At 51.9% G+C, this 15,333-nt stretch carries 13 protein-coding genes; 7 read left to right on the top strand and 6 right to left on the bottom strand.

Annotated features, from left to right (window positions below):
• Positions 1–30 precede the first annotated feature (30 nt).
• The gene (locus E0765_RS11225; RefSeq protein WP_132813324.1) at positions 31–807 is read left to right on the top strand and encodes an RMD1 family protein; all 777 of its coding nucleotides are present in this window, start codon (positions 31–33) and stop codon (positions 805–807) included.
• A gap of 33 nt (positions 808–840) precedes the next feature.
• Positions 841–1,128, top strand: coding sequence for a c-type cytochrome (locus E0765_RS11220; protein WP_255417911.1), 288 nt, complete (start codon positions 841–843; stop codon positions 1,126–1,128).
• Here E0765_RS11220 and E0765_RS11215 read toward each other — a convergent pair.
• The 3 genes from E0765_RS11215 to E0765_RS11205 are packed head-to-tail and all read right to left on the bottom strand — an operon-like array spanning position 1,120 to position 6,084.
• Complete coding sequence (locus E0765_RS11215) at positions 1,120–4,374, bottom strand: EAL domain-containing protein (protein ID WP_132813323.1); 3,255 nt, start codon at positions 4,372–4,374, stop codon at positions 1,120–1,122. The genes E0765_RS11220 and E0765_RS11215 overlap by 9 nt on opposite strands.
• Positions 4,375–4,377: 3 nt before the next feature.
• A complete protein-coding gene (locus E0765_RS11210) occupies positions 4,378–5,709 on the bottom strand; it encodes a diguanylate cyclase (protein WP_132813322.1) in 1,332 nt (443 codons plus the stop codon).
• Positions 5,710–5,769: 60 nt separating this feature from the next.
• Positions 5,770–6,084 carry a hypothetical protein gene (locus tag E0765_RS11205; protein WP_132813321.1) on the bottom strand — a complete coding sequence of 105 codons (315 nt, stop codon included), beginning with the start codon at positions 6,082–6,084 and terminating at the stop codon, positions 5,770–5,772.
• A 101-nt stretch (positions 6,085–6,185) separates the two neighbouring features.
• Between E0765_RS11205 and E0765_RS11200 the strand changes: the two genes are divergently transcribed.
• The 4 genes from E0765_RS11200 to E0765_RS11185 are packed head-to-tail and all read left to right on the top strand — an operon-like array spanning position 6,186 to position 10,510.
• Positions 6,186–7,550 carry a DUF389 domain-containing protein gene (locus tag E0765_RS11200; protein ID WP_132813320.1) on the top strand — a complete coding sequence of 455 codons (1,365 nt, stop codon included), beginning with the start codon at positions 6,186–6,188 and terminating at the stop codon, positions 7,548–7,550.
• Positions 7,551–7,577: 27 nt separating this feature from the next.
• Positions 7,578–8,339, top strand: coding sequence for a M15 family metallopeptidase (locus tag E0765_RS11195; RefSeq protein ID WP_132813319.1), 762 nt, complete (start codon positions 7,578–7,580; stop codon positions 8,337–8,339).
• Positions 8,340–8,348: 9 nt separating this feature from the next.
• Entirely contained in the window at positions 8,349–8,807 is a 459-nt protein-coding gene (locus E0765_RS11190) for a nucleoside deaminase (protein WP_132813318.1), read from the top strand.
• Positions 8,808–8,866: 59 nt separating this feature from the next.
• Entirely contained in the window at positions 8,867–10,510 is a 1,644-nt protein-coding gene (locus E0765_RS11185) for a methyl-accepting chemotaxis protein (RefSeq protein WP_132813317.1), read from the top strand.
• On the opposite strand, the gene E0765_RS11180 is transcribed toward E0765_RS11185, so the two are convergent.
• From E0765_RS11180 to E0765_RS11170, 3 genes are all read right to left on the bottom strand, one after another.
• Positions 10,507–10,653, bottom strand: coding sequence for an ArsC/Spx/MgsR family protein (locus E0765_RS11180; RefSeq protein ID WP_132813316.1), 147 nt, complete (start codon positions 10,651–10,653; stop codon positions 10,507–10,509). The two genes, E0765_RS11185 and E0765_RS11180, sit on opposite strands and share 4 nt — an antisense overlap.
• 180 nt (positions 10,654–10,833) lie before the next feature.
• A complete protein-coding gene (locus E0765_RS11175; protein WP_132813315.1) occupies positions 10,834–14,559 on the bottom strand; it encodes a hypothetical protein in 3,726 nt (1,241 codons plus the stop codon).
• A 36-nt stretch (positions 14,560–14,595) separates the two neighbouring features.
• A complete protein-coding gene (locus E0765_RS11170; protein WP_132813314.1) occupies positions 14,596–14,844 on the bottom strand; it encodes a helix-turn-helix domain-containing protein in 249 nt (82 codons plus the stop codon).
• 84 nt (positions 14,845–14,928) lie between these two features.
• Here E0765_RS11170 and E0765_RS11165 point away from each other — a divergent pair, with 84 nt between their 5' ends.
• Positions 14,929–15,204 (top strand): hypothetical protein, encoded by a 276-nt coding sequence (locus tag E0765_RS11165; protein WP_132813313.1) that lies wholly within the window; start codon positions 14,929–14,931, stop codon positions 15,202–15,204.
• The last annotated feature ends 129 nt before the right edge of the window (positions 15,205–15,333 follow it).

Raw genomic sequence — 15,333 nt, 5'->3', positions numbered from 1 at the left:
GGTGGCTAAATTTCGGTTAAAGGGTCGCTTATGAATCTCCTTTCGCTCTATCTCAACCGTCCCCTCAGCACGTCGATGCTCGAATACGCTCTCGACATCACGATGAGCCGCGGAATCGAAAACGGCTACTACGGCCGCAACGACGCGCTGCACGTCGTGCTGGCACCCTTTGGCGTCCTGACCCTTATCGCCGAGGAGAAAAAAACCCTCCTCGATGCGCTGGCGGTTCTGGGAATTTCGATGGAGGACCACGAAGAGTTCCTCACCCAGGACTACCCGATTCACATCGACCCTTCCCTCGCCGAGCCGTTTCGCGTCGACAACGAGGCGATCCGCCTGCGCGAAATTTCAACCCTCAATCTCAACGTCATCGCCCTGGCCGTATCGCAGAGCGTGGGGCTGGAGAAATACGAGAAAAGGCTCAATTCCCTCTTCGCCCAGAGCCGCAGGATCGTCGAATCGATCCATACCTATTCGTTCACCCGGCGCAGCCGCCTGATGCAGTTCGCCAAACGGCTCGCCCTCACCCGCCACGACATGGTCAGCAACCTCCTTCTGCTCGACAAGCCCAACATACTCTGGGACAATGAGGAGGCCGAAGCGCTCTATACGCGGATCGCCTTTATCCTCGAACTCTACGACCGGCATGAAACGGCACTCTCGAAACTCTCGCAGATCAAAGAGGACGTCATGCTCGTCATGGACATCATCAACCACAAAAAAAGCGAATTCCTCGAATGGATCATCATCGTTCTGATCGCGTTTGAAATCGTGATGGGGCTGGCCGAAATGGCCCGAAAGTTGTGATAGAATAATCCATCCGCCGAAAAAGGAGAGAAAGTGAATCGGATCGTTTTCGCATTACTGATGGGGGGAACCGTTTTGTCGGCGTCCCAGGGGATGAAGATTTACGGCGCCAAATGCGCCGAGTGCCATGGGGGAGACGGCAAAGACGTTTCGGTTGCGGGGAAACCGCTCGCCGGAGCCAAAGGGACGCTCGCCAAACTGAGCGGCTATAAGAACGGGACGTTCGGGGGGGAACAGAAAGCGACGATGCAGGCCTCCCTCGCCGATCTCTCCGACGCAGACCTCAAAGCGGTCGCCGATTACGTCGATACCCTAAAATAACAGCTTTTCGAACTCCGCCGCTCTTAGCGGCGGGCTTTTGTAAAATCCCTGGTACATCGTGCACCCTTTTTCTTTCAAGAAGGTGATCTGCTCTTCACGTTCGCACCCCTCGGCCAACACCTGGAATCCAAGTGCCTGGGCCATCGCCACGATGGCGGCGACGATCGCCATATCATCCGGATCGTAGGGGAGGTCGTCCACGAAACTCTTGTCGATTTTCAGCACGTCGATCGGGAACCGCTTGAGGTACGACAGCGACGAATACCCCGTCCCGAAATCGTCGATCGCGAGGCGTATGCCGTGGGCCCGCAACGCATGGAGCATCGCCACCGCCTCCTCCTGGCGTTCCATCAGCGTACTCTCGGTCAGCTCCAGTTCAAGGCGTTTGGGATCGTAACCGGTTTTTCTAAGCGCCTCTTCGACAAGAGCGACGATATTCTGATAGCGTACCTGGTGGGCCGAGAGGTTGAGCGCCAGCGTAATGCGGTGTCCTTTGTCCAACCACACTTTCCCCTGCGCGCACACTTCGCCCAGCACCCATTCGCCGATCTCGCGGATCAGCCCCGTCTCTTCCGCGATCGGAATAAACTGATCGGGGGTGATGACCCCCCGATGGGGATCGTTCCACCGGATCAGCGCCTCGGCCCCGACGATCCGTCCGGTCCCAAGATGAACCTGCGGCTGATAGTAGAGTTCAAATTCGTTGTTGGCGATCGCCCGGCGCAGATAACTCTCGCATTCGATCCGTTTACGCGCCGAAGCGGTGAGCTCGTCGGTGTAATAGTAATAAGTCCCCCGCCCTTCGGCTTTGGATTTATACAGCGCCGCATCCGCATGCTGCAAGAGGGTAAACGCATCGTCCCCGTGGTGGGGGAAAAGGGCGATCCCCGCACTGGCACCGACATGGATCAGCGCGCCGCCGGAGAGTTTGTAATCGATCCCGAGCATCCCGATCATCTCTTCGGCCAACCGCCCCGCATCCTCGGGGTGGGAAAGGTTTTCGAGGACCACGGCGAATTCGTCCCCTCCGAGCCGGGCGATCATATCCCCCTCGCGAAGGCGCGACGTGAACTGCTGCGCAACGTGGCGCAGCAGTTCGTCTCCGGCGCTGTGGCCGTAGCTGTCGTTGATGTCCTTGAACCGGTCGAGATCGAACATGATCAGGGCGATCTCATCCTTGGAACGTCTGGCCTGTTCGATGGCGTTTTGCAAATGCGACATCAGCAGCGCGCGGTTGGCCAATCCCGTCAACGGATCGTAGTTGGCAAGGGATTCGAGCCGCTCTTCGTAGAGTTTGCGCTCGGTGATGAGCTGCACCGTTCCGACCCCAGCGATCAGGTTCCCCTCCCGGTCGGCTTCGAGCTGGGCGTTTTCGCGGACCCATTTGATCTCGCCGTCAACGACGATGCGGTGCTCGATTTCGTACGGCGCCCCCTGCAATGCGGCGCGCCACGCGTAATCGACCTTTTCGCGGTCGTCGGGGTGGATCGCCGACAAAAAGGCGGCATAATTTAACGGCGACCCTTTACTCACTCCGAATATGCGGTACGTCTCCTCGGACCATTCGAGCACATCGCGCCCGACGTCAAGCCGCCAGCTTCCGATATGGGCCAGCGCCTGAGCGGCGTTGAGATCGGCATCCTTGCGACGAAGCGCCTCTTCGGCTAAGACCCGCTCGGTCAGGTCCTGCACGATCCCTATTCCTTTGACCGGATTCCCGTTCTCGTCGTAAATGAATTCGGCGTTCGTCTCGACCCACCGTATCGTCCCGTCCCCGACCGCGATCCGGCACATAGCGTTGTACGTCCCCTCTTTCATCGCGGTGTACAACTCCTGCGTCACCCGCTCGCGGTCGTCTTCGACAACCGAAGCGAGCAACGCCTGCACCGAAGGCTTGTCATCGAGCGAAATCCCGAAAATACGGCTGCTCTCATCGCTTCCGGACATCTCGTCTTTGACGATGTCCCATTCCAGCGTCCCGATACGGGCCAGCGCCTGAACACGGTCGATTTCCCGTTCGGTGCGCTTTTGGTCGGTGATGTCGCGAAACAGCGCCATCATATGGGGGACTCCGCCCAAATCGACGAGCACGACGTTGACCCAGACGTCCAGAATCGTCCCCTCTTTGGTACGATGCTGCGTCTCGAAGGCGTCTCTCCCCTCTCGCTCGATCTTCTCGACACGCCGACGCGTCTCTTCGGGGCTTTCGACCGCTTCGTAATCGTTCACCCGCAAAGCGGCGAACTCGTCGGCACTGTAACCGAGCTGTTCGTACGCCGAACGGTTGAACTCGACCGCCTGCATCGTCCGGCTGTCGATCAGTACGACGCCATCAGGGAGGGTCTCGAAAAGTTTACGGAGCTTGAGGGTGCTTCTTTCGATCTCCTCTTTTTCGCTCCGCAGCTCCCGTTTACGCTCGTTGATCCGTGCAATGGCGGCACTTTTGCGTTCGATTGTGCGGATCAGGAACTCGAAATAGGCGCCGTGCATGGCATGCAGAACGTCGTGGCGGCTCACCAGCCCCTCCAGCGCCCCGTGCGAATCGGTCACGATCAGCTGATGGACCCCGTGACGCTCCATCAGCAGTGCCGCTTCCTGCAACGAAATGTTTTTATCGACCGTGCAAACTTCGGGGCGCAGCAGCAGATCAACCCGCTCGTCGCCGACGCTCTCGCCGTGGGCGTAGTGGTGGGCGATGTCGCGTTCGGTGATGATACCGCCGGGGCATCCCCCTTCCAGGACAATCGCGTAATCGCACCGGCGTTCGTGCATCAGCGCCGCAGCCTCGGCAAGGGGCATCCCGGGGGTGACGATGAGCGGCGAGTCGCTCATCGCTTCGGCGACCCGTTTTTGTTTCGTGAGGTGTTCAAACCCGAGGTGACGGATAAAATCCCCCTCGCTGACCACCCCTTTGAACCGTCCCGACCCATCCACGACGACGAGATGGCGGAATCCTTTCTCCTCCATCAGCTGATACGCATCGTGCAGGTGTACCGATTCCTCCAGGCAATAAGGATCGGGAGTCATTACCTCCGACAGCGGGATTTCGGGGTTAAGGGAGTCGGCAACGACGTGCAACGCGTCGTGTTCGGTGAATATGCCGACCGGACGGTCGGATGCATCGGTCACGACAACCGAGCTGATCGCTTTTTCGGACATGATTTTGAGCGCTTCGGCAATCGAGCGGTCGGTTCGAAGCGATACGTTTTTCGGTCCCAGCAGGGAACCAAGCGGTATGTTCTTCATGGCTCAGCCCTCATACACGACGGTGGTGTTTCGACCCCGCTCTTTGGCGGCATAGAGGGCGTTGTCGGCACGATGGACCGCCTTTTCGATCGTGTCGTCGGCAAACACTTCCGCCGCACCGATACTGCAGGTAAGGCGACCGGCTTGCTCAAAAAAAGTCGTTTCGATCTTTTTGCGGATTTTTTCACCGATGTCGTATGCCTCTTTCCCCGATGCACCGTGCAGGAGGAGGACGAACTCCTCTCCCCCCCAGCGGGCAAAAATGTCGCTTTCGCGGATACACGTCAACACGGTCCCGGCAAACATCCTGAGGGTTTCGTCGCCGACATTGTGGCCGTAGGTGTCATTGATCCGCTTGAAAAAATCCAGGTCGATCATCATCAACACCAGCTTCGCGCCGTCGCGTTTGAGGTTGATCACCTCTTTGGCGAACAGTTCCGTGAACATATGGCGGTTGTGCACGTCGGTGAGGGCATCTTTTGTCGCAAGCTTCGAGAGATGGAGGTTTTTTTGCTGAAGCACCTGCGTCAGCTCCTCGAACTGTTTGAAGTGATCCCGCATCAGCTGCGACCACTTCAGGTACGTGCGGGCGATCAGGTCTTGCTGGTTTACGACCCCGACGACCGCCCCCGAATCGTCCGTGACGACGATCCGCTTGAAATGGTTTTTTTTCAGAAACTCCAGCCCGTCGTTGATCGACGCACGGGTCCCCAGCGTAAAGACCGGCGAGGACATCTCCGTTTCGACGGGGAGCGTCTGCAGATTCTCTTTTTCGATCAGGCGCAAAACATCCTTGGAGGTGAGAATCCCGACGGGAAAACCGTCTTTCTGAATGATGACGCAATCGTTCGGGGCGTCTTTGAGGTACTCCAGTATTTTGATGACCGGCGTATCGGGGGCAAAACTTTTGTAACCGTATTTTTTATCCAGCAAGGTTCCGATCTGGAGGGAATCGAGTACGATCTGCGGATCGACGCTGCTGATGATATCGCTGTTCGTCACGAGCCCATAGAGGCTACCGTCCTCGTTACAGACGCAAATGTGTTCATCCTGTTCGTTGGTGAGGTTCAGGGCGTTGACGATGTTGCTTTCGCGGCTGATGAGGGGAAGGGGGCGAAGATGCACCTTAAAAAGGGGGGTGTCAAAACCGATCCCTTCGAGCCGCAGGCGGATAATGTCTTTCGAGGTCAGAATGTAGTGCTGGGGGCCGTCGACGACGATAACGCTGCGGTGATTGTGCTCATGCATCCGGTTCAGTGCCGTTTGAACGTTTTCGTTGATATCGACGGTAATGACGTTCGTCGTCGCGATCAGTCCCAGACTTGGAAAAAACATTCCATCCCCTTTCTTTAGAAAAGGGAATTATACCGTTTGCTCGTTGTAAACCCGCTAAAACTACCGTATTTTGACCAGCACCCGGCGTTTGCAGTCGCAATCGCCGAAATACTCCCAGCGCTCCTCGTAAAGGGGAACGTAACGCTCTTCAACCCGTACAATCCGGGTATCGTGCAGTGCCGAACGGGCGGAATCGGCCAGCGTGTACGCAATCACTCCTCCGATCACGACCGGAACGACCCAACCGGCACCATGGTGATGCACTCCGTGATGCGCATGGCGCACAGCGTGGTGACGACGCCCGTCCGCCTGGGCGGCCGTAGAGATCAAAGCGGCAGCGGTGATCGCCGCGGTGAGGGTAAAAAGAGGTTTCATCGAAAGCTCCTGTGTCAAGATGGCGTCATCTTCGCAAACGGATGTGAAGCGATTGTGAATAGTTGGCTATAATTGATCCCAAGAGCATACAAGGAGGCCGGATGGACACCGCTACCGAGCATCGTACATGGATAAATCTCAAAACCATCCTCAAAGAACGGCTCAGCATCACGCAGGATATGGCCGATGACGAAGTGATCGACGAGCGGATCCGCAGCGAAGTCGAGATGCGTGGGGCTACCCTGTGGATTTTGATGTTCGCTATTTTCGTCGCTTCGATCGGCCTCAACGTCAACTCGACCGCCGTCATCATCGGGGCGATGCTCATATCCCCGCTGATGGGACCGATCATGGGGATCGGATACGGCGCGGGAATCAACGACTTCTCGCTGCTGCGCCGCTCTTTTGTCAGCCTCAGTTTCGCCACGATGGTAGGGTTGCTCACCTCCACCCTTTATTTCCTGATCTCGCCGCTCGATACCGCCCATTCGGAATTGCTGGCCCGTACCACCCCGACGGCCTGGGACGTTCTGATCGGATTGTTCGGGGGGCTTGCGGGGATCGTCGCCATCACCCGCAAAGAAAAATCCAACGTCATCCCCGGCGTCGCGATCGCGACCGCCCTGATGCCGCCGCTGTGCACCGCGGGATTCGGCCTCTCAAGCGGAAACTGGGAGTTTTTCCTCGGGGCTTTTTACCTCTATACGATCAACTTCGTCTTCATCGCCCTGGCGTCGTTCATCGTCGTCCGGGCGTTCAACGTGGCGGAAAAAAAGTACGTCGATCCCGCCCTGGCCCTCAAAGCACAGCGCTATATCGCCGCGGCCGTCCTCATCACCCTGCTGCCCAGTTCGTATCTGGCATACCGCCTCGTCGGCGAAGAGGTGTTCAAGGCCCGCGCTTCCCAGTTCGTCGCCCAGGCGTTCAACTTCAAAACCACCAACGTCGCGCAGGTGAAAATCGACCCGAAAAACCGGGAGATCAAGGTATTCCTCATCGGGGAATACGTCCCCCAAGAAAAACTCAACGAAATCCGCGCGGAAATGGGGCCCGAAGGGTTGGGCAAAGCGTCGCTCAACGTCTACCAAAACACCAACGGCCAGAACATCGACCTCTCGAAACTCAAAACGGGGATCATCACCGACCTCTACCATAAGAGCCAAATCGCCCTTCAATCGCAGAGCAAGGAGATCGAAGCCCTCAAAGAACAGCTGCGCCGGCACGACGAACAAAACACCCTCTTTGAATCGGTCCCCGCCGAACTCAAAACCCTTTTCCCGAAAATACGCGAAGCGATCCTCTCCAAAAGCTACGATCCCGCCGCCGTCGATGAAAACCGGAGCTCGACCGTGTTGGTGCTCAATGTTCAAGCGGTACGCCAGCTCTCCGCCAAAGAACGGCGAGACATCGAAGCATGGCTGAAAATTCGCGCCAAGCATGAGAACGTTTTGGTCCTCATTCGCTAAAATAAGGGAATCAAACGAGGAGTGCAGATGCGGACGATTTGGATTTTGGGAACGTTGCTGAGCGTTTTGGCGTGGGGGAATCCGCAGTGTTACGTCGAAGGATATCCGGGCCTGGTCGCTTCGGCGAACGAGCGGGAACTGACCCTCGCAAACGGTACGTCGTTCCCTTTGCGTACCGATGCCCCCAAAAGAAGCTGGGACGAAAAAATCAACAACGCCGACCTCGCGACCCAACTCGAACAGCGTTACGACGCCGGAGGCAGTGAAACGCCGCCGCCGTACCTCTTCGATCCGGGACGCTTGCGGTATCAGCCCTTTTTCCAGGCACTTTACGGCAAAACCGAAAAAGAGATCGAAAAGAACCTTGTCACGATCGAATGGCCGACGCTCAAAGGGAAGGCAAAGCTGCAGGTAAGCCGTATCGGGGGAGTCGACAAAAAGCTCTACGCCATCGGCCAGGAGATCGCCAAACTCCCCAAAAAAGAGCGCATCTGGGCCGAAGGGGCCGCCACCTACTGCTACCGCGTCATCAAAGACACCGACCGCCTCTCGATGCACAGCTTCGGAATCGCGATCGACCTCGCCCCCGCCACGACCCAGTACTGGAAAGACGAAGCCTCCGCGGAAACGGCAAAAATCGGGTACAAAAACACGATGCCCCTCTCAATCGTGCGGATTTTCGAAAAACACGGCTTCATCTGGGGAGGGCGATGGTACCACTACGACACGATGCATTTCGAATACCGCCCCGAGCTGCTCGCCCCCTCCTGCGTCGCAAAAGCCGATTAGGAAAACCTGATGGACCGTTGGATGGCACTCGCCGCGCAAGAAGCCCGGCGGGGGATGGAGCGCAACGAAGGAGGACCCTTCGGGGCCGTCGTCGTCAAAGACGGAGCCCTCATCGCCTCGGCGCATAACGAAGTGCTCGCCGCAAACGACCCGACCGCCCATGCCGAAATGCTCGCTATCCGGCGCGCTTCGGAGGCACTTGGGACATTCGACCTCTCCGGCTGCATCCTCTACACCTCCTGCTACCCCTGTCCCATGTGCCTCGGGGCGATCCTTTGGGCCCGGATCAAAACTGTTTACTACGGCGCATCGACGAAAGACGCCGCCGAAGCGGGGTTTGACGACGGCCATTTTTACGATGCGCTGGGCAATCCCGCCGCGGCGCTCGACCTGCGGCCGATCGATACCCCCGAAGCGGCGCGGCTCTTTTGGCAATGGAGCGCCAAAGCCGACCGGAAAACGTATTGATGTGACCGTACCGTAATCTGCGGGGTTTACACTGTCGCACTTTTTCACAAGGTGCGTCCATGCTCTCACTCCGCCCTTTCCGGGTCGCCTCACGTCTCTCCATCCGCCAAAAACTCACCCTCATCGTCGCTTTGACCCAGCTCTTTGCGATCATCGCCATCGGCATCGGGATTCTGGGGATGGTCCTCTCCAACGCGTCGCTCTCCAGAATCCACGAACAGAGCCTCACACCGTTGCAACAGCTTCGCTCGTGTAAAAACGATATCGGGGGCATCGTCCTCAAAACGGCAACCGACCTCTCGCAGGGGGTCGGCGATTTCACGGCCGCATCGGTCGCGGTGCACAAAGCCAAAACACACCTTCATCACACCTGGCAGACCTATGCCCAAGGCTCCCTCACCGCCGCCGAACGCGAACGGCTCGAAGAGGCGAAAGAGACGATGGAACGGGCCGAACGTTCGATCGCTCTGCTGGAAACCGCGATCGCAAAAAAAGACCTGATGGCGATCCTCGACCTGATCCAGAGCGATTTTCCCTACTCGCTCACCCCCGCCGACCAACAGCTCGATGAGCTGATCGAACTCCAGATCGCCAACGCCGAGCGCCTCTACCTTGCTGCCCAAAGCGAATTCAATCAGACCCTCATCCTCATCGGGATCACCCTTCCGCTGGGGATGATCGTCGTCTTCGTCATCCTGCGCCTCATCACCCGCGACCTTCTGGCCAAAATTTCCGATATCGCCCTGATCGCCCACCGCCTTAAAACGGGCGATCTGACCCAGCGGATCGGTACGGAGGGAAGCGACGAGCTCTCCGTCGCGGCATCAGATATGAACGGTTCGATGGAGGAACTTCAAAAAATACTCCGCGACATCCAGACCGCATCGTCCGAAAGCCTCTCTACCGCTCAGGAACTCAACAACGTCTCGGCCGCCATCCGTACCCGCCTCGAGAGTGGCTCCTCCGACATCGCCCAAACCCACGAGCAGATCCTCACGCTTCAGTCCATCGTCGATACATCAGCCCGCTCGGCGCGGGACACCAACGCCAAAATGGAAGAAGCCTCCTCAACTCTCATCCGTGCCGACGGTGAAATCATGCGGATGAACGACGACATCCAGACGGTCGCGCGGATGCAGCAGGAGCTCTCAAACGAACTGCAGACCCTCTCGGCCGAAGCGCAGGAGGTCAAAGGGATTCTCGACATCATCGGCGACATCGCCGACCAGACCAACCTTCTCGCCCTCAATGCCGCCATCGAAGCGGCACGTGCCGGGGAGCACGGGCGGGGATTTGCCGTCGTCGCCGACGAGGTGCGTAAACTGGCGGAGCGGACGCAGGAGAGCCTTCATCGGATCAACGGCACGATCAGCACGATCGTCGATGCGATCACGGGGACGAGCAAAAACATGGAAAAATCGGCCGGATCGATTCTCGTCGTTTCCCGCGATTCCCAGAACGTCCAGCAGATGATCAACGGTTCCTCGCAACTCATTTCGGTAGCCGCCCAAAGCGTTCGCGAGTCGAACGCCCACCTCATCACCCTCACCGAAGGGATGCGTCTCATCTCCGGCCGGATCGATTCACTCAATCTTCTGGCCGCGTCCAATGCGACGAGCATCCGCGAAATCAGCGACGTCGCCTTCCGCCTCGATCAGGGGACAACCCACATCAACGGCAAACTCGCGCGCTTCCGGACCTAGCCGAGAAATTCGATCACTTTCTCCGCCGGACGCCCGATCACGGCCCGGTTCCCCTCGATCAGAACCGGCCGTTCGATCAGGCGGGGGTGTGCGACGAGAGCGTCGATCAGCTTCGCCTCGTCGGTCACTTTCGCCAGTGCCAGCTCTTTGTAAAGCCCGCTGCAGGGATTTTATAAAAAAATATAGACTATCGACTTTTTGCCTTAAATTAAGTAAATAGTTACGATGTCTAAAAGTCTATCCAATAACAACTTATTTATAGACTTTTTCACTCTCTAAGGTCTATATTTTTAACGAATTGGAATGTGACTTGTAAGCACTATCTATCTCATATTCTTGTTTTTATTGACTGCGATCTTATCGCCATCCCCATCCACTTTTCCAACTAAATCCCGCTCGCGAAGAACTTCAAATAGTTTTTTATTCAATCTGTTTTTAACGAAGTTGAATTGACGTGTTCCTGTGCCAGAGGGGATCAGCATGGCATACTGCCCCCCAAGGTCTGCAAGGAACTGATAGACTGCATCGTTCGCCATGCTATCGGCATACTTCAAGAAGAGTTCGATTTTCGAATCGATTGTAAGTAACGACTTGGAGGTGATCTCAAACAGCTCTGCCTTGTATGCGGCAATCGGATTGTCTTTCAACGCATATTCCACTGTCGCGATAGCTGCTGTCATGTTGTGATCATCCGGCAATTTGGAAATGTCCAGTCCGCAAAGATACTGATAGCGATCTATGATGTTGATGTTGTCACTCGTCAATATTTTAGCTGCATCATTTTCATCAAATTCCAACTCAAAGATAAAATCCATCGCCTTTTTAAAATCATGTTCCAGAAGTTTTATGTGCAGGCTAGGTTCAACTTCACGGAGGAATTCAAAATTAACACGCGTTACACTGATAAACCCTTCATTAAAGGCGTCCACTATTATTCTGGCCGATACATCACCTATGTCGGAGATATCTTCAAACGGCATGATGCATAAGCGGTAAATTTGCATTATTGACGATTCAGTATAGCTGCTGAATATTATTGCTTTGTCTAAAAGCTCTTCATCAAGATTATCTGGAATTTTTTTATCCGATGCAGCGATTTGTTTTGCCATATCCTCATTGGTAATAAATTCCATCAGCGCCTTGTCATCCTGAACAGATAGGGAAGTGCTGTTGATATACTCACAGATATTGCCCCATGTCGGGCTGATCTTGAATTTAGAGATTAATGCAGAATACACTTCTTCGTCGAAGTTGATCTTTTCGATATTTTCAATCACAGTTTGCATGCTTTCCACGATTGTACATTTGAGCCCGATGTCTAACGTTTCATGATTGAGTAATTTTAGGATGCTGTCGTATGATTCTGAATACACCTCGTTATCCAGTGTCAACAAATATATTTTTTGCACGTAGGCGTCAATATTTTTTTCGACATACTCTTGAAGCCGGACAAGCGTAGAGCTAAATATATTTGAATACTCGGCTATTTGTTCATCTGGCAAGCCTTCAGCATATGTCTTTCCATCGACCACTTTTAGCATCAATGCAACCATGTATGGGTTGAGATCATACAAATTGAATTCATAGATACAATCAAAAAGGAGTTTTTCGCCAATCCCTCCGATCGGCCTGTCGATACGGATAAACTTTCGTCCAATCTCCGGTAAAAGCATCATAAGCATTGATGATTGCTTTTCATTCAGTCTGGAGAATAGATAATCACCGGCTTCATAGATGAAATCAATGATTAAATCACCCTGGGAGAGGATTGTATCCTTTTCACAAAATTCAAACATATTTTCCAAAACAAAAAGCAGCTCATCCCGATCAAGTCCAAAACTTTCGAGGCGATTCCAAAAATTCTTATCGTATTCTGCGAAATAAAGGATAAAACCTGCTTGTCTTGATCCATAATCACCCAAATATTTAGGGATAAAATGTTGCGCCGTTGTATGGTCTTTCAAAACTCTAAAAATATTAGCAGCGTGATCTCTATACTCGCCAGCCGAAGAAAAGATTTCGTTTACAATGTCTACATTCAGTATGGCAGGGTCGAGGAATTTGGATTTATCCAGCTCCTCTATCACAAGTTTCGGCTTATCTATGGAATAGAATGGATCAACCTTCTGCCCTTCGATGACTTTCAGAATAAAATCGTTATCCGATCGTGACAGTGCCCCACCTTCATGAAAGTAAGAGATATAAGTCGCATAGTCTTCGCAAATTTTCCCTTCCCTGATGAAGTATTTAAGAATATTCGGGGATTCAAGTTTATGTCGAAGGGCTTTGCCATGAAAACCGGCATTCCTATAAAGAACAATGAGATCATTAAAAGCATCTTCCGATGAATTCTCTTTCAGCATAGCCGCCATTTTCAATCCGATAACATGGGACCGTTTTTCTTGTAGTGCAGCATATTGCCGGTTCAACTCCTCGAAATGGATTTTTGCTTTATTCTGGATATTTATTAAACGCTCCCTGTACATAGCAACATTCTGGACGAGAGATCCTGTAACAAGTGTAAAATTGGTATTATGAAATGAAATCGAAGACGCCGCCGCGAAGATTTCAAATTTATTCGGATCCTCTATAATCTCCTTTATAGTCATATGCACACCGCTGATTTGTAAACTTGTCGGATTTATTTTCGAATCACGCAATACTTTAGATATGTAAGCCGCGCGCAAATCAATATCATCGGATAATAACTCTTTTTCTGCCCCTTCTATTTTAACCCTTAAGGTCTCCATATCGCTATCAATTTTCTGTATAAGAGCTTTACGCAAACATTTTTTCTTCTTATTGAAAAAATCGTACAGCCACCCCTTGCTTTGGTGCAAATCCGCGAAATCTGCCGGATAAAAGTTTTTATATACGATCATACAAAAAAGTTTTTCTAGATCGATTTTGTTCTCCCCTTGAAGGCCAGGATTGAACTCGTTAAGGTAAACGAGATATTCATTGACGATATTAACAAGCAATCGATGGTCATGGATAAATTTGGACACGTTATTCAGTAGTTGATCTGATATAACTCGATCGCCGATACCTGCTCCACGTAATTCCCTGACCAGTGGATCTCTCGCATTACCAGCTGCGTTAATGTACGGCACCACGGGTACAATCAAATCAAAAAACTTGGAGCGGTTCTCCTCGATGAAGAAATTGTCTTTGATTGCATAGATAAAGGTGATTTTTCCCTTAAGCGCCTTGATTCTGTCATTGTTGTTAACAAGGGTGTTGAGTTCTCTGAGCTTTTCAAAAATAGCCACGTTATCGAAACGGTCAAGATCTTCTATGATTAAAGTCCTATAATCGGTAGCTTCAAAAAAATAGATAATTTCATCTAAATGCCGATTGATCAGCGAAACACCCTCTCCCTCTCCGGCAAGATTAAACTCGGCATCTTTAATTACAATTTTTGAAAGCTTGATGTTTTTGAGTAATGCAGCGGCCCTATGAAATCCGTAAAACGCCATAAATAAAAAGAGGAATACGGTTCCGTACAGCATCCATGTATTATCGATTATTCCAACTAGATATTCCGGATTTAACATCAAATACAGCAATGTTGAAAATGACATGATAAAAAGAATCAACTTGCTGATGACCATACTCTCGGGTGCAATAATGCGCTTAAGTTTGGAGTAGGGAATTTTAGAACTCTCGACTTTATAAAACATCTGTTGCAGTACGCTTTTCTCGATCGTCTGTCCAACGTCGCCGTCTTTGACTTCAAAATTGGCAAGAGAAATTTGAAGATACTCGCTTTTGTTCTCTTGATTTTTGATGAACGTCTTGATAATACTGCTCTTCCCAGAACCGTATGGTCCGGAGATAGCAATATTGGTAACACCAGGCTCCTTGATTCCATTTTTTATTGCCTGCCTGTACGTATGATATTTATCGGCATCCTCAGAAGGTATCAGGGGGCGGAGCTTTGTTGTTAGAGGGATCGGTGGGATTTCATTACTTGGTGCAATGTCACGGTTAACAGCTTTTCTGCATTGACTTGCGCAAATAAGAGCCCGAATGAAAGCTTGAAGCATTATTTATCTCCGTGTATGATTTCAGGGTTATGAGAACTAATCAGTACGAATCAAATCGCAAATATCTATATCCAATACTTTGGCGATTTGGTATAAATGATCAATGCCAAAGTATTTTCTTTCAATACATAATTCTGCTTTACTGACGACTGAAACTGATTTATATCCAAGCATATTGGACAGTTCAAGTTGTGTAATGCCCTTTTGCTCTCTGGCTAGCTTGACATTTAAACCAATGCGGCGATGAAATTCTTCTAAAGAATCATCTGTATATTTTGAGGGCATATTTCACTCTAGTGAATTTTTTCCTCAGTTTATTTTGTTATGATTTTTTCATCAACTCACTAGAGTGAGGTAGGAATGTTCAGAATGTTCAGAAAGAAAAAAATTATAGATTTAAATACGTATTCTCCTAGAGAATTACAAGTGATTGTTGATAACTACATTCGCGAGTACCACGGCAATAGAAATAAGAATGGTATTTTCAAAGAGTTGGACAAGATTGAACTACAGCTTGTTCAGATGCGCGATTCAGGAGTAAGTATAGAATGGATCAGAAAGTTCATTCTTGATACTTATAACTATAAAGTGGGGATGCATACATTATCGGATTGGTATAAAACCTTCCATTCCACAACGGACTAAGGACTTTACAAAAGAAGCATTAGTAATTTTACGAGACTGTTCAGAACTTCGTGTCAGCATCCGATAGTTGAATAAAATATTATCACATTTTATTCACTATTGAGAAGCCCCAAAGTTGTTAAACAAGTT

The organism is Sulfuricurvum sp. IAE1 (assembly GCF_004347735.1).
Taxonomy (GTDB): Bacteria; Campylobacterota; Campylobacteria; order Campylobacterales; family Sulfurimonadaceae; genus Sulfuricurvum.
This window is presented reverse-complemented; position numbering and strand designations above follow the sequence as displayed.

Coding starts and splice junctions, on each gene's coding strand:
- E0765_RS11225 (WP_132813324.1), top strand. CDS start 31: ATGAATCTCCTTTCGCTCTATCTCAACCGTCCCCTCAGCACGTCGATG.
- E0765_RS11215 (WP_132813323.1), bottom strand. CDS start 4,374: ATGAAGAACATACCGCTTGGTTCCCTGCTGGGACCGAAAAACGTATCG.
- E0765_RS11210 (WP_132813322.1), bottom strand. CDS start 5,709: ATGTTTTTTCCAAGTCTGGGACTGATCGCGACGACGAACGTCATTACC.
- E0765_RS11205 (WP_132813321.1), bottom strand. CDS start 6,084: ATGAAACCTCTTTTTACCCTCACCGCGGCGATCACCGCTGCCGCTTTG.
- E0765_RS11200 (WP_132813320.1), top strand. CDS start 6,186: ATGGACACCGCTACCGAGCATCGTACATGGATAAATCTCAAAACCATC.
- E0765_RS11195 (WP_132813319.1), top strand. CDS start 7,578: ATGCGGACGATTTGGATTTTGGGAACGTTGCTGAGCGTTTTGGCGTGG.
- E0765_RS11190 (WP_132813318.1), top strand. CDS start 8,349: ATGGACCGTTGGATGGCACTCGCCGCGCAAGAAGCCCGGCGGGGGATG.
- E0765_RS11185 (WP_132813317.1), top strand. CDS start 8,867: ATGCTCTCACTCCGCCCTTTCCGGGTCGCCTCACGTCTCTCCATCCGC.
- E0765_RS11175 (WP_132813315.1), bottom strand. CDS start 14,559: ATGCTTCAAGCTTTCATTCGGGCTCTTATTTGCGCAAGTCAATGCAGA.
- E0765_RS11170 (WP_132813314.1), bottom strand. CDS start 14,844: ATGCCCTCAAAATATACAGATGATTCTTTAGAAGAATTTCATCGCCGC.
- E0765_RS11165 (WP_132813313.1), top strand. CDS start 14,929: ATGTTCAGAAAGAAAAAAATTATAGATTTAAATACGTATTCTCCTAGA.